14 protein-coding genes are annotated in these 17,287 nt (G+C 54.7%); 9 read left to right on the top strand and 5 right to left on the bottom strand.

Translation table 11 applies throughout. The features are described 5' to 3' along the window. Positions 1-5: 5 nt before the first annotated feature. Positions 6-1,535 (bottom strand): Re/Si-specific NAD(P)(+) transhydrogenase subunit alpha, encoded by a 1,530-nt coding sequence (gene pntA / locus ACQG03_RS09940; RefSeq protein ID WP_063163305.1) that lies wholly within the window; start codon positions 1,533-1,535, stop codon positions 6-8. Between the two features lie 535 nt (positions 1,536-2,070). Here pntA and ydgH point away from each other — a divergent pair. The 3 genes from ydgH to folM all read left to right on the top strand — a co-directional run bounded on the left by ydgH (position 2,071) and on the right by folM (position 5,345). Beyond that, positions 2,071-3,015, top strand: a complete 945-nt coding sequence (gene ydgH, locus ACQG03_RS09935) for a DUF1471 family protein YdgH (RefSeq protein ID WP_063163291.1) — start codon at positions 2,071-2,073, stop codon at positions 3,013-3,015. A 185-nt stretch (positions 3,016-3,200) separates the two neighbouring features. Then, positions 3,201-4,583, top strand: a complete 1,383-nt coding sequence (locus ACQG03_RS09930; protein WP_426726120.1) for an amino acid permease — start codon at positions 3,201-3,203, stop codon at positions 4,581-4,583. Positions 4,584-4,622: 39 nt separating this feature from the next. Continuing rightward, the gene (gene folM / locus ACQG03_RS09925; protein ID WP_022647935.1) at positions 4,623-5,345 is read left to right on the top strand and encodes a dihydromonapterin reductase; all 723 of its coding nucleotides are present in this window, start codon (positions 4,623-4,625) and stop codon (positions 5,343-5,345) included. On the opposite strand, the gene ACQG03_RS09920 is transcribed toward folM, so the two are convergent. After that, entirely contained in the window at positions 5,342-5,677 is a 336-nt protein-coding gene (locus tag ACQG03_RS09920; protein WP_022647934.1) for a GlpM family protein, read from the bottom strand. The genes folM and ACQG03_RS09920 overlap by 4 nt on opposite strands. A gap of 127 nt (positions 5,678-5,804) precedes the next feature. Between ACQG03_RS09920 and rstA the strand changes: the two genes are divergently transcribed. The 4 genes from rstA (at position 5,805) to tus (ending at position 9,957) form a co-directional block, all read left to right on the top strand. Continuing rightward, the gene (gene rstA / locus ACQG03_RS09915; RefSeq protein WP_063163290.1) at positions 5,805-6,521 is read left to right on the top strand and encodes a two-component system response regulator RstA; all 717 of its coding nucleotides are present in this window, start codon (positions 5,805-5,807) and stop codon (positions 6,519-6,521) included. 389 nt (positions 6,522-6,910) lie between these two features. Further along, positions 6,911-7,330, top strand: coding sequence for an anti-adapter protein IraM (gene iraM, locus ACQG03_RS09910; protein ID WP_063163289.1), 420 nt, complete (start codon positions 6,911-6,913; stop codon positions 7,328-7,330). Positions 7,331-7,654: 324 nt separating this feature from the next. Continuing rightward, positions 7,655-8,953, top strand: coding sequence for a two-component system sensor histidine kinase RstB (gene rstB, locus ACQG03_RS09905; protein ID WP_426726119.1), 1,299 nt, complete (start codon positions 7,655-7,657; stop codon positions 8,951-8,953). Positions 8,954-9,027: 74 nt separating this feature from the next. Continuing rightward, positions 9,028-9,957, top strand: a complete 930-nt coding sequence (gene tus, locus ACQG03_RS09900) for a DNA replication terminus site-binding protein (RefSeq protein ID WP_063163287.1) — start codon at positions 9,028-9,030, stop codon at positions 9,955-9,957. Between the two features lies 1 nt (position 9,958). On the opposite strand, the gene fumC is transcribed toward tus, so the two are convergent. Both fumC and fumA read right to left on the bottom strand, forming a co-directional pair. Further along, the gene (gene fumC, locus ACQG03_RS09895) at positions 9,959-11,353 is read right to left on the bottom strand and encodes a class II fumarate hydratase (RefSeq protein WP_022647929.1); all 1,395 of its coding nucleotides are present in this window, start codon (positions 11,351-11,353) and stop codon (positions 9,959-9,961) included. A 182-nt stretch (positions 11,354-11,535) separates the two neighbouring features. Then, complete coding sequence (gene fumA, locus ACQG03_RS09890; protein ID WP_022647928.1) at positions 11,536-13,182, bottom strand: class I fumarate hydratase FumA; 1,647 nt, start codon at positions 13,180-13,182, stop codon at positions 11,536-11,538. A 199-nt stretch (positions 13,183-13,381) separates the two neighbouring features. Here fumA and manA point away from each other — a divergent pair, with 199 nt between their 5' ends. After that, a complete protein-coding gene (gene manA / locus ACQG03_RS09885; protein ID WP_063145996.1) occupies positions 13,382-14,557 on the top strand; it encodes a mannose-6-phosphate isomerase in 1,176 nt (391 codons plus the stop codon). A 99-nt stretch (positions 14,558-14,656) separates the two neighbouring features. Further along, positions 14,657-16,183 carry a YdgA family protein gene (locus ACQG03_RS09880; RefSeq protein ID WP_022647926.1) on the top strand — a complete coding sequence of 509 codons (1,527 nt, stop codon included), beginning with the start codon at positions 14,657-14,659 and terminating at the stop codon, positions 16,181-16,183. Between the two features lie 55 nt (positions 16,184-16,238). Here ACQG03_RS09880 and ACQG03_RS09875 read toward each other — a convergent pair whose 3' ends face one another. Then, positions 16,239-17,267 (bottom strand): Mal regulon transcriptional regulator MalI, encoded by a 1,029-nt coding sequence (locus ACQG03_RS09875; RefSeq protein WP_063150612.1) that lies wholly within the window; start codon positions 17,265-17,267, stop codon positions 16,239-16,241. Between the last annotated feature and the right edge of the window lie 20 nt (positions 17,268-17,287).

The following is a 17,287-nucleotide window of genomic DNA, read 5'->3' as shown; positions in this document are numbered from 1 at the left end:
ACCCCTTAGCCTTTACGAAACATTTTCAGCATGCGCTGAGTCACGGTGAAACCACCGAAAATATTGATACTGGCGATCAGCACTGCAATGAAGCTCAGGAAGCTGATCCAGCCGCCATGACCAATTTGCAGCAATGCCCCAACCACGATAATCCCGGAGATGGCATTGGTAACCGACATCAGCGGGGTATGCAGCGCATGGGAAACGTTCCACACGACGTAGTAACCCACCACGCAGGAGAGCGCGAAGACGGTGAAGTGGCCAAGGAACTCTTTTGGCGCGACGTCCGCCAGCCAGCCAAACAGGATAATGACCAGCGCCATGATGGCGTATTTGCGCCACGGCGACGCAGGTTTCGCTGGTTCTGCAGGCTCAGGCGCCGCTTTCGGCGCAGCCTGAGGCTGAGCGGAAACCTGTATCGGCGGTGCAGGCCAGGTGATTTCCCCTTCACGCACCACGGTCACGCCGCGCACCACCACATCATCAAAATCAACGGTGATGTTGCCGTCTTTCTCTTTGCAGAGCAGCTTCAGCAGATTAACGAGGTTCGTGCCGTACAGCTGAGAGGACTGGGTTGGCAGACGTCCTGGCAGGTCGGTATAACCGATCACCTTCACGCCGTTCGCGGTCGTCGTGACCTGATTTGGCACGGTATACTCACAGTTACCGCCGTTTTGCGCCGCCAGATCGACAATCACGCTGCCCGGCTGCATGGAATCCACCATCTCACGGGTGATCAGCTTCGGCGCCGGTTTACCCGGAATAAGCGCGGTGGTGACAATGATGTCCACCTCTTTTGCCTGCGCCGCAAAGAGCGCCATTTCCGCCTTAATAAAGGCTTCAGACATGACCTTCGCGTAACCATCACCGCTGCCCGCTTCTTCCTTGAAGTCCAGCTCAAGGAATTCGGCGCCCATACTCTGCACCTGCTCCTTCACTTCCGGCCGGGTATCAAACGCACGAACAATAGCGCCCAGGCTGTTTGCGGCCCCAATAGCGGCAAGACCTGCCACACCGGCACCAATTACCATCACCTTCGCGGGTGGTACTTTGCCTGCGGCCGTAATTTGACCGGTAAAGAAGCGACCAAACTCATGAGCAGCTTCGACAATGGCGCGATAGCCGGCAATGTTTGCCATAGAACTCAGCGCATCCAGAGACTGCGCGCGCGAAATACGCGGCACGGAATCCATCGCCATCACGGTGACACCGCGTGCCGCCAGCTTCTCCATCAGCTCCGGGTTTTGGGCTGGCCAGACAAAGCTCACAAGCGTCGTGCCCGCGTTCAGCAGTTCAGTTTCACTCTCTTCCGGTGCGTTTACCTTCAGAATAATGGGTGATTGCCAGACCTCAGCACCGTCCACTACGTCCGCGCCAGCCTGAGTAAAGGCCTCGTCATCGAAACTCGCCAGTTTGCCCGCGCCGCTTTCAATCGCGACGGTAAAACCCATTTTAAGCAGTTGCTCCACCGTTTTTGGTGTTGCCGCTACGCGGGTTTCATTGGCTAACCGTTCTTTTGGTACCCCAATACGCATAGTTTTCCCTTCCATCGGTTTGTGATGATGGTTTGTCGATAATTGCCCGCGGTTCGTATCAATTTTCACCATCGCGATAACGACGGAGAATGATTAACCCCGGAAAATAAAACAGTAACAAACTTTCTATAACCTACTGAAAATAGCGCCCGTGATCTACCGCCAGAAAACACTATTTCTTATTTTATCTGTGAAAAATAAGCGATCGGGGTCACTGACAGAGATATTTACCTTAAATTCGCCTTCAGGACCGATAAATCGCGCAAGCGAAGCGGTAAAAACATGATATAGCGCCATAAAAGAACAACTCATTAACATTAAATTAACTTGTAAAAGTCATATGCTTAATCAGTTTTTCTTGTGAAACGCCTGTTTTTTCCACATATCACAAAATGTTATCGAATCAGGTCCTTTGCTGAGCACAGGCTGTGAAAAATGCCGCAGACAGCGACGGGTGTTAAATGCCATAATCGGGACCGTCTCAAATTAACAACAACACCAGTACATGGTTTGCGCAAGGCGAAGGATTATTTTTATGAAGCTTAAGAACACACTCCTGGCGTCCGCACTTCTTTCCGCGACCGCCCTGTCAGCGAATGCTGCGACAGAGTTGACGCCGGAGCAAGCGGCAGCGTTAAAACCTTTTGACCATACGGTCATTGTGGGTCGGTATAATTCCATTGGCGATGCCGTCACCGCCGCATCAAAAGCCGCCGATAAAAACGGCGCTGCCTCGTTTTACGTTGTTGACCAGTCCGATCAGGGCAACAGCGGTAACCAGCGCGTGACTGTTGCGCTGTACAAAGAGAATGCCCCAAAGGCAGATGAACAGAAAAACCGCGTGATTAACGGCATTGTTGAACTGCCGAAAGATCAGGCTGTTCAGCTGGAACCGTATGACACCGTGACCGTTCAGGGCTTCTACCGCAGCCAGCCTGAAGTTAACGATGCCATCACCAAAGCCGCGAGAGAAAAAGGCGCTTACGCGTTTTATATCGTGCGTCAGGTTGATGCCAACCAGGGCGGAAACCAGCGTATTACCGCCTTCATCTATAAGCAAGATGCGAAAAAACGCGTAGTGCAAAGCCCGGATGCGATTCCAGCGGATTCAGAAGCCGGTCGTGCTGCGTTAGCAAAAGGCGGTGAAGAAGCGAAGAAAGTTGAAATTCCGGGCGTAGCAACGTCTGCGGCACCAAGCGCTGAAGTGGGTCGTTTCTTTGAAACCCAATCCACCAAAGGCGGTCGTTATACCGTTACGTTACCAGACGGCACGAAAATTGAAGAGCTGAACAAAGCCACTGCCGCGCAGATGGTGCCGTTCGACAGCATCAAGTTTACGGGCAACTATGGCAACATGACAGAAATCTCCTATCAGGTGGCGAAGCGTGCTGCGAAGAAAGGCGCGAAGTATTACCACATCACCCGCCAGTGGCAGGAACGTGGCAACAACCTGACCATCAGTGCCGATCTGTACAAGTAACAAAACGGTTTCATAAAGGCGGCGCAGTGCCGCCTTTTTTGTTACTTTTTTTCTGATTTCTGCCCCATGTCATTGCATGCATCCGTCACACTCCGTAAAATCCCGCGCCTTAGCGTGATCCACCATTTTTATGCGCCTTAGCGAAATAATTATTCTGGATTTGGACTTTTCATAACAGGAAGCCAATGGAAAAGAAACTTGGCCTGAGTGCGTTAACTGCACTTGTATTGAGCTCAATGCTGGGCGCGGGCGTATTCAGTTTGCCGCAGAACATGGCGGCCGTCGCCAGTCCGGCCGCATTACTGATTGGCTGGGGCATCACCGGCGTCGGGATTTTGCTGCTGGCGTTCGCCATGCTGCTGCTGACGCGTATCCGACCGGATCTGGACGGCGGAATATTCACTTACGCCCGTGAAGGTTTTGGCGAGCTGATTGGCTTCTGCTCCGCCTGGGGCTACTGGCTGTGCGCGATGATCGCCAACGTCTCCTATCTGGTTATCGTCTTCTCGGCGCTCAGTTTCTTTACCGATACGCCCGAACTGCGCCTGTTTGGTGACGGCAATACCTGGCAGTCCATCGTCGGCGCCTCGGTGCTGCTGTGGATTGTTCACTGGTTGATTTTGCGCGGCGTTCAGACCGCGGCCAGCATTAACCTGGTGGCGACGCTGGCCAAGCTGGTGCCGCTTGGCCTGTTCGTCGTGCTGGCCTTCCTCGCCTTCCGTCTCGATGTCTTTACGCTCGATTTCAGCGGTATTGCGTTGGGCGTTCCCGTCTGGGAGCAGGTGAAAAATACCATGCTGATTACCCTGTGGGTGTTCATCGGTGTTGAAGGTGCCGTCGTGGTCTCTGCCCGCGCGCGTAACAAACGCGACGTGGGACGCGCCACGCTGCTTGCCGTCCTGGCGGCGCTGGGCGTTTATCTGCTGGTGACGCTGCTGTCGCTCGGTGTGGTGGCCCGCCCTGAACTGGCGGAGATGCGTAATCCGTCCATGGCCGGGCTGATGGTGAAAATGCTCGGTCCCTGGGGTGATGTGGTTATCGCGGCAGGTTTGATTGTCTCCGTCTGCGGCGCGTACCTGAGCTGGACCATTATGGCGGCGGAAGTTCCGTTCCTGGCCGCCACGCACAAAGCGTTCCCGCGCCTGTTTGCCCGTCAGAATAAAAACAGTGCGCCATCGGCCTCTCTGTGGCTCACCAACATCAGCGTGCAGGTCTGTCTGGTGCTGATCTGGCTCACAGGTTCGGACTATAACACGCTGCTGACCATCGCCTCCGAGATGATTCTGGTACCCTATTTCTTAGTGGGCGCATATCTGTTAAAAATTGCGACCCGCCCGGCACACTATGCGGTAGGCGTAGGTGCCTGTATTTACGGTCTATGGTTATTGTATGCTTCCGGCCCGATGCATCTGCTGCTGTCCGTGGTGCTCTACGCGCCAGGCCTGCTGGTGTTTATCTACGCTCGCCGTACGCATCAGCTTGATAATGCCCTTAAGCGCCGCGAAATGGCGTTGATAGGTTTGCTGTTAGTCGCTGCCGTACCGGCAACGTGGATGTTAATGGGATAGCGCCGCCTGTCCCATTGTTGAACTGAAAAGGAGATTACGATGGGACACACGCAGCAACGCCCAATATTGATCACTGGCGCAGGCCGTCGCATCGGCCTCGCCCTCGCCCATCACTTTCTCAATCTTCGCCATCCGGTTATCGTCAGTTACCGCACGGAATATCCCTCCATTGAAGGGCTACGACATGCCGGAGCCGTCTGCATTCAGGCGGATTTCTCCACGGATGAAGGTATTCTTGCTTTCGCGGAAAAAGTGAAATCGACCACCCCCGGGCTGCGGGCGGTTATTCACAACGCCAGTACCTGGCTTCCTGAAAAAGCAGGACATTCGCTCAGCGAAACGCTCGCCTGCATGATGCAGATCCACGTTAATGCGCCTTATCTGCTCAACCATGCCCTACAGGATCTGCTACGCGGACACGGCCATGCCGCAGGCGACATTATCCATTTCACCGATTACGTGGTGGAGCGAGGCAGCGATAAACACATCGCCTACGCGGCCAGCAAAGCCGCGCTGGATAATATGACTCGCTCGTTCGCGCGCAAGCTGGCCCCCGAGGTAAAAGTCAACGCGATTGCCCCGGCGATGATTTTATTTAACGAGGGCGATGATGCCGAGTATCGTCAGCAGGCGCTTAACAAGTCGTTGATGAAAATTGCGCCCGGCGAGAAAGAGGTGATCGACCTGATCGATTATCTGCTGACCAGCTGTTACGTCACGGGAAGGACGTTTGCCGTGGACGGTGGCCGCCCGCTGCGCTAGTGAAAGCGGCTCCAGAAGAAGATGAGCACCCAGGCGCTGAGGCTCCAGCAGACCACCGCCCCGCCCAGCGCCAGGGGCAGACGCAGAAAACCGGTGAAGTACCACAGCGACAGCAGATAGATGAAATACGGGATGATTGACCACATCCCGAATACAATGGTGGCACGCAGCGCCTCTATACCCCGCTCAGAGGCCACAATATAGTGCGCAATTAACGCAAAGGTGGGAAACAGCGGGATAAGCCCGGCAATGTAGTAGTTCTTCGTTTTAGCGAGCACCCCAATCAGCAGCACGACCAGCGCACCCAGCGCGGCTTTGATCAACAGCCCCATTCTTTTCCCTTAACAATCAAATAACATTCCCGTGCAGGATAACGGAACTCCGGCTAATTATGAAAGATTAATGGAAGGTTAAGGTTGTGCGGTGTATGTTGACGTTTTTCGCGATGACAGACGTAGTATGAATAAGATTGTTTATGTTGAAGATGAACCCGAAGTGGGACAATTGATCGCCGCTTATCTGGGTAAACATGATATTGAAGTGGTTGTCGAACCTCGTGGCGATCGCGCTGAAGACGTCGTCACCCGCGAAAATCCGGACCTGATGTTGCTGGACATTATGCTGCCCGGAAAAGATGGCATGACGCTTTGCCGGGATCTGCGCGCGAAGTGGGACGGCCCGATCGTGCTGCTGACCTCTCTCGACAGCGATATGAATCATATTCTGTCCCTTGAGATGGGCGCGAATGACTACATCCTGAAAACCACGCCGCCGGCGGTCCTGCTTGCCCGTTTGCGCCTTCATCTGCGTCAGCGTGCCAGCGCTGAGCGTGAAGCGCCTGCGCCCTCTTTAACGCCGCATAAGGCGATGCGGTTCGGCACGCTTTCTATCGACCCGGTCAACCGACAGGTTATGCTTTCCGGGGAGCTAATTGCGCTCTCAACCGCAGATTTTGACCTGCTGTGGGAGCTGGCAACTCATGCCGGGCAAATTATGGACCGGGATGCATTGCTGAAAAATCTGCGCGGCGTAAGTTACGACGGAATGGATCGTAGCGTTGATGTGGCGATTTCTCGCCTGCGAAAAAAACTGCAGGACAGCGCCACCGAGCCCTACCGCATTAAAACCGTACGTAATAAGGGCTACCTGTTTGCCCCGCACGCATGGGAAACCTGAAAAAAAACTACACAGTAAATTTCGAAAAATAACTTGCGATGCATCAGGAATGTTATCGGTATACGTCGTAAGTTTTCGATTATATGCATCGTTAGTCATGAAATATCCCTTGATCACATTCCTCTTACCTGTTCAATTTCGATGTGCATTTTTCGCGTAAACAAAAGTAGCTCTAATGTATTTCATCGCTATAGTACAATATATATTCAGCAGTTCAGGAACCATCATCGATCAAAAATCCGTCACTTAAATGCACATTGTGTTAAAAATGAACTTTACAATTGAATAAATTATTATCTTATCCTTATGAAAACAAAGGGGATATAGTTAGCATATAAATAATATCGATCTTTTTCAATAGCTTACGCGTTTGCAGAAATCTAATTCTCATGCTAAACCTTATACTCTCTCAATTATTTAATGAACGAGGTATAGCAATGTCATGGAGAGTCATTAGCTCGGTAATTTGTCCTAACACGGGAATCGTTTATTCAAGCATCTTGGGACTCAAGTTCTTGAAACTCATCATTTGGTATGAAAGCGATGTCTATTTGTACCCCGGCGATAGGATATATCCGACAAAGAATGGCGTCTTCATTAATGGCGTTTTCAAGCCAATATCGATATACAACATCTCCCCTTACAACGAGATGTTATGGAGTGAAATTAAAAACAAGATGGCCTGCCCATACAATCGAAACCAGGAAGAGGAGATATGTACCTACGCGGTGCATTGCAACGCGCGTAAGTGTCCGCATGGGTTTGCCACGAATCCACTTATTATCAGCACAGTCAAATCCAGACATTAACGAATGTTGGTAATGTTCAGGTTACAAAGATAAGTCTCTTTGTCGCACCGTTTGCGCCGGATACCTCTCACTGGTAAACGCCATAAATAAAGCCACCCGCAGGTGGCCTTTGTCATTGTTATTCTGTTCACAAATACTCTCAATCGCAAATAAACTCGTATAGCGAAGCGTAAACGGATTACCCGGGCATTGATGGAATAAAGCGATGCCGTGTTTTATTACCTTTCGACGATTACCCCTTTTCAACGCATCATGCCTGACTTGCGCCCATAGCGACCCTGCTGGTAAAAGACGTGTAGTGAAGCCCCTGTTTCGGTGAAATTAATGAAGAAGCTGTTTGTTCAGTTTTATTTACTGCTGTTTGTCTGCTTTCTGGTGATGACCATGCTGGTCGGGCTGGTCTATAAGTTCACCGCAGAGCGTGCGGGCAGACAATCCCTGGACGATCTGATGAAAAGCTCGCTCTACCTGATGCGTAGCGAGCTGCGCGAAATTCCTCCGCATGACTGGGTACGTACGTTAAAAGAGCTGGATCTGAATCTGTCGTTTGATCTGCGTATCGAACCCCTGAAGGATTTTGATTTAGCGCCGCCGGCGATGCAGCGTTTGCGCGATGGAGACATCGTCGCCCTGGACGAGAAATATACCTTCATTCAGCGTATTCCGCGCAGCCACTATGTCCTGGCCGTCGGGCCAGTGCCCTATCTCTATTACCTACACCAGATGCGCCTGCTGGATCTCGCCCTGCTGGGCTTTATTGCCATCTCGCTCGCTTTCCCTGTGTTCATCTGGATGCGACCGCACTGGCAGGACATGCTGAAACTGGAATCCGCCGCACAGCGTTTTGGGGAGGGTCATTTAACTGAACGCATACATTTCGATAGCGGTTCCAGTTTTGACCGTCTCGGTATTGCCTTTAACCAGATGGCCGATAACATCAACGCCCTGATTGCCAGCAAGAAGCAGCTTATCGACGGCATTGCGCATGAACTGCGCACTCCGCTGGTACGCCTGCGTTATCGCCTGGAGATGAGCGAGAACCTCACCGCCGCGGAATCGCAGGCCCTCAATCGGGATATTGGCCAGCTTGAAGCGCTGATTGAAGAGCTGCTGACCTATGCCCGCCTCGATCGGCCTCAGACGGAGTTGCACCTCAGTACGCCGGATCTTCCCGTCTGGCTACAGACGCATATTAACGATGTGCAGAGCGTTAACCCTCAGCGAAAACTGCTGACAGCCATTACCCCCGGCGCGTACGGCGCGCTGGACATGCGCCTGATGGAACGCGTGCTGGATAATCTGATGAACAACGCCATGCGCTACAGCGAAACCACGCTGCGCATAGGTTTAGATTTGCAGGGGAGCCAGGCAATTCTGTATGTGGAAGACGATGGCCCCGGTATTGAGCCAGCGGAGCGTGAAAAAGTTTTCGAGCCGTTTGTGCGCCTCGACCCCAGCCGCGACCGTGCTACCGGCGGCTGTGGTCTGGGGCTGGCTATTGTCCGTTCTATTGCCCAGGCGATGGGCGGTTCGGTTCGCTGCGAAGCGAGCGAGCTGGGCGGGGCCCGGTTCGTCTTTAGCTGGCCGATCTATCACAACATTCCTCTTCCCGTACCTGCCTGAACTAAACCGCACGCTGGCCTGACCCGGCGTGTTGTGCTATATCAGTAGTATGTTGTAACTAATTAAGGGCTATTATGGCGACTTATGATCTCATCGAAAGGCTTAACACCACATTTCGGGAAATAGAGCAGGCGTTACTGACCCTGACGGCGCAACTACAGGGCTGCCGCCTGCTGGCCGCCCGCGTCTTTTCCCTGCCCGAGGTGGCGAAAGGCGCGGAACACGACCCGCTGAACACCATTGAGGTAACGCAGCATATCGGTAAAGTGGCGCTGGAACTGACGTTGCAGCACTATCGCCGCCTTTTCATCCAGCAGCAGTCCGAAAATCGCAGCAGTAAGGCCGCCGTTCGCCTGCCCGGCGTCATCTGTCTGCAAACGGATACCGCAACGCGTGAAGCCATTGAGGCGCAAATTACGCATATTAATACGCTGAAAGCCGCCTTCGAGAAAATCGTGACCGTTGAGTCCGGGCTGGCACCGGCTGCCCGTTTTGAATGGGTGCATCGCCAGCTTCCGGGGCTGATCACCCTGAATGCTTACCGCACGCTGACGGTACTGCGCCACCCCGCCACGCTGCGCTTCGGCTGGGCCAACAAGCACATCATTAAAAACCTCACGCGCGACGAGATCCTGGCTCAGCTGGAGAAAAGCCTGAAGTCGCCGCGAACGGTCGCCCCGTGGTCGCGGGAACAGTGGATTGAACGGCTGGAGCAGGAGTACCACAGCATTGCCTCCCTGCCGGCTGATACCCGTCTTAAAATAAAGCGTCCGGTCAAGGTGCAGCCTATCGCTCGTGTCTGGTATGCGGGACAGCAAAAGCAGGTGCAATACGCCTGCCCGACACCGCTGATTGCGCTCTACGATGCCGATCAGGGTGCGGTGGTGCCGGATATCGGAGAACTGCTGAACTACGATGCTGAAAACGTTCAGCATCGCTATAAACCCCAGGCGCAGCCGCTACAGCTGATTATCCCGCGGCTGCACCTGTATGTGGCGCAGTAGATTACCTGATGCTGCCCACCATCGCTTCCGGGCGGACCCAGGCATCAAACTCGGCGTCCGTCAGGTAGCCCAGCGCCAGCGCAGAGGCTTTCAGGGTAAGCCCTTCTTTGTGCGCTTTTTTAGCGATTTCGGCCGCTTTGTCATAACCAATATGGGTGTTTAGCGCCGTGACCAGCATCAGGGACTCATTCAGCAGCTGGCTGATTCGCTCGCGATTAGGCTCAATGCCCACCGCGCAGTGCTCGTTAAAGCTCTCCATGCCATCGGCCAGCAGACGAATCGATTGCAGTACGTTGTGGATCACCATCGGGCGATAGACGTTAAGCTCGAAGTTACCCGACGCGCCGCCCATGTTGACCGCAACGTCATTACCCATCACCTGACAGCACAGCATGGTCATGGCTTCGCACTGCGTCGGGTTTACTTTACCCGGCATAATGGAGCTGCCCGGCTCGTTTTCCGGAATGCTGATTTCGCCGATGCCGCAGCGCGGGCCGGAGGCCAGCCAGCGCACGTCGTTGGCGATTTTCATCAGCGAGGCTGCCAGCCCTTTCAGCGCGCCATGGGTATGGACCAGCGCATCACAGGTCGCCAGCGCTTCGAATTTATTCGGGGCGGTAACAAACGGCTGCCCGGTGATCTTCGCCAGCTCTTCGGCCACGCGCACCGCGTACTCGGGATGGGTGTTTAACCCGGTGCCAACCGCCGTTCCGCCGAGCGCCAACTCCGCCAGATGCGGCAGGCTGTTGTCTATATGCTTAAGATTGTGCTCCAGCATCGCCACCCAGCCGGAGATCTCCTGGCCAAGCGTCAGCGGCGTGGCGTCCTGCAGGTGCGTACGACCAATTTTTACAATGTCGCCGAAAGCCTGCGCTTTCTCGTTAAGCGTAGATTTGAGCACGTTGAGTTGCGGGATAAGCTGCTCGCGGATAGCGATGACGGCCGCCACGTGCATGGCCGTCGGGAACACGTCGTTGGAACTCTGGCTTTTATTCACGTCATCGTTCGGGTGAACCTTCCGCTCCATGCCGCGTACGCCGCCAAGCAGCTCGCTTGCGCGGTTCGCCAGCACCTCGTTCATGTTCATGTTGCTCTGGGTGCCTGAGCCGGTCTGCCAGATGGCAAGGGGGAATTCGTCGGGATGTTTGCCCGCCAGCACTTCGTCGGCGGCATTGATGATGGCCGAGGCTTTATCGGCATCCAGCAGGCCCAGATCCTGATTGACTTTGGCGGCAGCACGTTTGGTCAACGCCAGCGCCTGGATTAGCGAGACGGGCATTTTCTCTGTCGAAATGCGGAAATGCTCCAGCGAACGCTGGGTTTGCGCGCCCCATAGCTTGTCGGCCGGGACGTCGATGGCGCCCATGGAGTCTTTCTCGCGGCGATGCATTGTCATTACTTACTCCTTGATAACAAAGATGGGATTGCTCACATGCTTAAGAGATAAGTATTGATGACTTCTGAGAAACGTTATGGCGCTTTGTGCGCTCTTTTTGATGTCGGGTGGCGGCTGCGCCTTACCCGACCTACGAGAATGTAGGCCGGGTAAGCGTCAGCGCCACCCGGCAATTTAAAGAATTACTTCACACACGCCGAACACTGGGAAGACTGGATCTGTTTGAAGAAGTCGTTACCTTTGTCATCCACAAGAATGAACGCCGGGAAGTCTTCCACTTCAATTTTCCAGATCGCTTCCATACCCAGTTCCGGGTACTCCACGCACTCCAGGCTCTTGATACTGCCCTGTGCCAGCACCGCTGCCGGGCCGCCGATGCTGCCGAGGTAGAAGCCGCCGTGCTTGTGGCACGCGTCCGTCACCTGCTGGCTGCGGTTGCCTTTCGCCAGCATGATCATGCTGCCACCGTTGGCCTGCAACTGGTCGACGTAGGAGTCCATACGGCCCGCCGTGGTTGGGCCTAAAGAGCCGGAAGCATACCCATCAGGCGTTTTTGCCGGGCCTGCGTAGTAGATCGGGTGATCTTTAATGTACTGCGGCAGCCCTTCACCGTTGTCCAGGCGCTCTTTCAGCTTCGCATGGGCGATGTCGCGGCCAACAATAATCGTCCCGTTCAGAGAAAGGCGCGTTGAAACCGGATACTGCGAAAGCTGCGCCAGGATCTCCTTCATTGGGCGATTCAGGTCAACGCGTACCGCTTCGCCCTCACCCGCTTTACGCAGTTCTTCAGGGATGTATTTGCCCGGGTTGTTCTCCAGCTTTTCGATCCAGATGCCGTCGCGGTTGATCTTCGCTTTGATGTTACGATCCGCAGAGCACGACACGCCCATCCCCACTGGACAGGATGCACCGTGGCGCGGGAGGCGGATCACGCGAATGTCATGCGCGAAGTATTTGCCGCCAAACTGCGCGCCCAGCCCCAGATTCTGCGCTTCGGCCAGCAGTTCCTGCTCAAGCTGCACGTCGCGGAACGCCTGACCATGTTCGTTACCTTCCGTTGGCAGGCCATCGTAGTATTTGGTTGAGGCCAGCTTAACGGTTTTCAGGGTGCTTTCAGCAGACGTACCGCCAATCACAAACGCGATATGGTACGGCGGGCAGGCCGCCGTGCCGAGGGTGCGCATCTTCTCAACCAGATAGTTCTTCAGCTTGCCCGGGGTAAGCAGCGCTTTGGTTTCCTGGTAAAGATAGGTTTTGTTGGCTGAACCGCCGCCTTTGGCAATGCAGAGGAATTTGTACTCGTCACCGTCGACGCTGTAGAGGTCAATCTGCGCAGGCAGGTTGGTGCCGGTGTTCACCTCTTTGTACATATCCAGCGCCGCGTTTTGCGAATAGCGCAGGTTGTCTTCGGTATAGGTGTTGTAGACGCCGCGCGCCAGCGCCGCTTCGTCACCGCCGCCGGTCCAGACGCGCTGGCCTTTTTTACCGGTGATAATCGCCGTGCCGGTGTCCTGGCAGGTTGGCAGAATGCCTTTCGCCGCGATATCAGAGTTACGCAGGAATTGCAGGGCAACGTACTTATCGTTCTCGCTGGCTTCCGGGTCGCTCAGAATATCGGCAACCTGCTGCTGATGCGCCGGACGGAGCATAAAGGAAGCATCGTGGAAGGCTTGCTGCGCCAGCAGCGTCAGCGCCTGCGGGTCAACTTTGAGGATCTCCTGCCCTTCAAACTCAGAGACAGAAACGTAATCGCGGGTTAACAGGTAATACTCGGTCCGATCCTGACTGAGGGGGAAAGGATCCTGATAATGGAAGGGTTTATTCGACATTGTTCTCTCACTTACTGCTTCGGTCTGTTTATTCAGGGCAGATGTTCCGCTGCCCGGCTTAAAAGCGAGTCAGCTTATCCTACACAATTTTTTAACAAAAACTGAGACTAGTACGACTTTTTACATCCGCAGGTTACTTCCATTCGGTTTATTGCTTTAATACGCGAAGTTAATTCCACATATGAATCAGGGCTTGATAATGCAAAAACTCATCAACTCAGTGCAAAACTACGCCTGGGGAAGTAAAACTGCGTTAACGGATCTCTACGGTATCGCCAACCCGGACAACCTGCCGATGGCAGAGCTGTGGATGGGCGCGCACCCGAAGAGCAGCTCAAAAATTGAAGATGCCAGCGGCCAGGTACGCAGCCTGCGTGATGTCATCGATGCCGACAAAACCGCGCTGCTCGGCGATAAAGTGGCGAATCGTTTTGGTGAGCTGCCTTTTCTGTTCAAGGTATTGTGCGCCGACCAGCCGCTCTCCATTCAGGTTCACCCGAACAAAAAAGCCTCTGAGCTGGGCTTTGCCAAAGAAAATGCCGCCGGTATTCCGTTAGACGCCGCAGAGCGTAACTACAAAGATCCTAACCACAAGCCGGAACTGGTTTTCGCCCTTACCCCTTTCCTGGCGATGAATGCCTTCCGCGAGTTTTCCGAGATCATCTCCCTGCTGCAACCGGTCGCTGGGGCTCACAACGCGATCGCCCACTTCCTGGAAAACCCGAACGCAGAAGCCCTGAGCGCGCTGTTTGCCAGCCTGTTGAATATGCAGGGCGAGGAAAAATCCCACGCGCTGGCGGTGCTGAAAGCCGCGCTGAACGGCCAGCAGGGTGAGCCATGGGACACCATTCGCATAATTTCCGCGTTTTATCCGGACGACAGCGGCCTCTTCTCTCCGCTGCTGCTGAACGTGGTGAAGCTCAACCCGGGCGAAGCAATGTTCCTGTTCGCTGAAACCCCGCACGCCTACCTGAACGGCGTGGCACTGGAGGTGATGGCTAATTCCGATAACGTACTGCGCGCGGGCCTGACGCCAAAATACATCGACATCCCTGAGCTGGTTGCCAACGTGAAGTTCGTGGCGAAACCTGCTGCGGAGCTGCTTACTCAGCCGGTGAAAAACGGCGCAGAGCTGGACTTCCCGATTCCGGTTGACGATTTTGCCTTCTCCCTGCATGACCTCAGCGCAGACGAAACCGCCATTGCACAGGAGAGCGCCGCGATCCTGTTCTGTGTGGAAGGCGAAGCGACGTTGCATAACGGTAGCGAGCGTCTGCTGCTTAAACCGGGGGAGTCCGCTTTTGTCCCGGCAAACGAGTCGCCTGTCTTCGTGAGCGGCACTGGTCGCCTGGCGCGCGTTTTTAATAAGCTTTAGGGACTTACTGAATTTTTTAACAACTCTTGCTAAGCTAGTAACAGGCGTTGTAACACCAGGCGGTTTTAACCGCCTGGTTTCATTTTAGGGATAATCGCAATGAAAAAATCGGTCGTAGCGGTAGGAGTGATTGTTGCTTTAGGCGTGATCTGGACGGGTGCTTCCTGGTATACCGGGAAACAGCTGGAAAGCCGTCTGGCAGAGATGATGGCGCAGGCAAACAGCGAGATTAAGCGCAGCGCGCCTGAAGCAGGCCTGGAGCTGAGCTACCAGAACTACCAGCGTGGTGTGTTTACCAGCCATATGCAGGTGGTGGTGAAGCCGGTAGCGGGCAATCAGAACGCCTGGCTGAAACCGGGCCAGAGCGTGGTACTGGATGAAGTGGTCAGCCACGGTCCGTTCCCGCTGGCACAGTTGAAAAAGTTTAACCTGATCCCCTCTATGGCATCCGCCAGAACCGTACTGGTAAATAACGAGGTGACGAAGCCAATTTTCGATATGGCGAAAAATGAGTCGCCGTTCGAGATCAATACCCGCATCAGCTATGCCGGTGATACGCGTTCCGACATCGACCTGAAAGCGCTGAATTACGAACAAGGCACCGATAAAGTCGCCTTCAGCGGCGGTAATTTCCAGCTTGATGCCGATCGCGACGGCAAGAATGTCTCTCTGACCGGCGATGCCGCCAGCGGCCTGGTGAATTCAGTCAATGAATATAACCAGAAGGTCCAGCTTACCTTCAACAACCTGAAAGCCAGCGGCAATAGCCGTATGACCGATTTTGACGAGCGTATTGGCGATCAGAAGCTGAGCCTCGATAAGATCGCCATTGCGATTGAAGGTAAAGAGATGGCAGTGCTGGAAGGCATGGATCTGGACGGCAAGTCTGACGTTTCCAAAGACGGTAAAAGCATCAACACCCAGCTGGATTACAGCCTGAAAAGCCTGAAAGTACAGAATCAGGACCTGGGTACCGGCAAGCTGTCACTGAAAATTGGCAACATTGACGGCCAGGCATGGCACGAATTTAGCCAGAAATACAGCAAAGAGAGTCAGGCTCTGCTGACCGATGCCGCCCTGCAACAGAACCCGCAGGCGTACCAGCAGCAGGCGATGGCCGTGCTGTTTAATAACCTGCCGATCCTGCTGAAAGGCGAGCCGGTAATTACCGTTGCGCCGCTGAGCTGGAAAAACGACAAAGGCGAAACCAACTTCAACCTGTCGCTGTTCCTGAAGGATCCGGCGGCCGCGACCGGCGAGCCGCAGACCCTGGCGCAGGAAGTTGACCGCAGCGTGAAATCGCTCGACAGCAAGCTGACCATCCCGATGGATATGGCAACCGAGTTCATGACGCAGATTGCGAAACTCGAAGGGTATGGTGAAGAAGATGCAGGTAAACTGGCAAACCAACAGGTGAAAGGCCTGGCGGCGATGGGCCAGATGTTCCGCATCACGAAGGTGGAAGACAACACCATTTCCACCAGCCTGCAATATGCTAATGGCCAGGTAACGCTCAACGGCGACAAAATGCCGCTGGAAGATTTTGTCGGCATGTTTGGTATGCCGACGCTGGGCATTCCGGCACCGGCTGAACCGGCAGCGCCGCCAGCAGTACCGCAGCAGTAAACGAAAACCCCCTCGCATGAGGGGTTTTTTATTGCCGGGCGATGTGCAGCCGAGATTACTTCACCGTCACTAACCGCGCCGCCACAATCTGATGCCCGGCCTGCACGTCCGTATTTTCAATACGCTGCATAATTCGGTCTGCCAGGGTGTATCCCATTTCACGAGCCGGCGTCGTCGCCCAGACGATGGGGAGATCGTCTAGCGCATTTTCACCGACATCCGCAAATGCCCCCAGCGCCACCTGATGGCCGAAGAACGTTTCTACCCCGCCCTCACCGCTCTGGCGTCCGGCGCGGATCAAGCCGAACCACGCCCCCATCGCAATCACATCGTTATAGCAAATCACCGCGCTGATTGTCGGGCTGTTGCGAAGCAACGTGCCGATGGCTTCGGCGGCTTTTTTCTGGCTGGATTCACACTCCACCACCCATTCGCTGTGAAACGGCAAGCCGTATTTGATGAGCGTGGAGCAGTAACCGCCCACCCGCTCGGCACGCGTCAGGGACGAGCTTTTACCGCCGAGCCAGGCGATGCGCTGATGGCCGCGATGAATAAGATGCTCGGTCAGCATTTGCGCGGCCTGCATGTTATCCGGCCGAAGGGTATCGGCTTCGTCGAGATAGCTGGCGCGCGACGCAAACACCAGCGGTACGCCTTTCTGCGCCGCGCGCTCACACAATTCACTGCCCAAACCAGACGCGCCGGCCACGATCACCCCATCCACCCCTTGCGTCAGCAGCATATCCAGCCTGGAGAGCAGCTGCTCCGGTTCGCGCCCACCGTGGAGCAGGAAAACCATTCGCCCCTGCGCTTCAAGCGCCTCGGTAAGCCCGGCGGTCAGTTCTGCATAAAACGGCGACGCGAGGTCGCGAACAATCAGCCCTATCACCCCGCTTTGCCCACCGCGCAGCGCCGACGCCTGGCGATTACGCACAAAGCCCAGTTGCTCAACGGCCTCGTTGACGCGCTGACCCGTAGCAGGAGAGATGCGCCCCTTCCCGCTCAATACCAGCGAAACGGTGCTAACGGAAACCCCCGCCGCCAGCGCGACATCGTTGATGGTGATCTTTTTCGCTACAGCCATGTGGTGGCGTGACTCCTTGA

Source organism: Enterobacter cloacae complex sp. 342H5 (assembly GCF_050030905.1).
Taxonomy (GTDB): Bacteria; Pseudomonadota; Gammaproteobacteria; order Enterobacterales; family Enterobacteriaceae; genus Enterobacter; species Enterobacter intestinihominis.
The sequence above is the reverse complement of the archived record's forward strand: the minus strand, read 5'-3'. Positions and strand labels throughout refer to the sequence as shown.

Bases quoted from the DNA above. Each gene is read 5' to 3' on its own strand.
- pntA (WP_063163305.1), bottom strand. From the start codon at position 1,535: ATGCGTATTGGGGTACCAAAAGAACGGTTAGCCAATGAAACCCGCGTA.
- ydgH (WP_063163291.1), top strand. From the start codon at position 2,071: ATGAAGCTTAAGAACACACTCCTGGCGTCCGCACTTCTTTCCGCGACC.
- ACQG03_RS09930 (WP_426726120.1), top strand. From the start codon at position 3,201: ATGGAAAAGAAACTTGGCCTGAGTGCGTTAACTGCACTTGTATTGAGC.
- folM (WP_022647935.1), top strand. From the start codon at position 4,623: ATGGGACACACGCAGCAACGCCCAATATTGATCACTGGCGCAGGCCGT.
- ACQG03_RS09920 (WP_022647934.1), bottom strand. From the start codon at position 5,677: ATGGGGCTGTTGATCAAAGCCGCGCTGGGTGCGCTGGTCGTGCTGCTG.
- rstA (WP_063163290.1), top strand. From the start codon at position 5,805: ATGAATAAGATTGTTTATGTTGAAGATGAACCCGAAGTGGGACAATTG.
- iraM (WP_063163289.1), top strand. From the start codon at position 6,911: ATGCTAAACCTTATACTCTCTCAATTATTTAATGAACGAGGTATAGCA.
- rstB (WP_426726119.1), top strand. From the start codon at position 7,655: ATGAAGAAGCTGTTTGTTCAGTTTTATTTACTGCTGTTTGTCTGCTTT.
- tus (WP_063163287.1), top strand. From the start codon at position 9,028: ATGGCGACTTATGATCTCATCGAAAGGCTTAACACCACATTTCGGGAA.
- fumC (WP_022647929.1), bottom strand. From the start codon at position 11,353: ATGACAATGCATCGCCGCGAGAAAGACTCCATGGGCGCCATCGACGTC.
- fumA (WP_022647928.1), bottom strand. From the start codon at position 13,182: ATGTCGAATAAACCCTTCCATTATCAGGATCCTTTCCCCCTCAGTCAG.
- manA (WP_063145996.1), top strand. From the start codon at position 13,382: ATGCAAAAACTCATCAACTCAGTGCAAAACTACGCCTGGGGAAGTAAA.
- ACQG03_RS09880 (WP_022647926.1), top strand. From the start codon at position 14,657: ATGAAAAAATCGGTCGTAGCGGTAGGAGTGATTGTTGCTTTAGGCGTG.
- ACQG03_RS09875 (WP_063150612.1), bottom strand. From the start codon at position 17,267: ATGGCTGTAGCGAAAAAGATCACCATCAACGATGTCGCGCTGGCGGCG.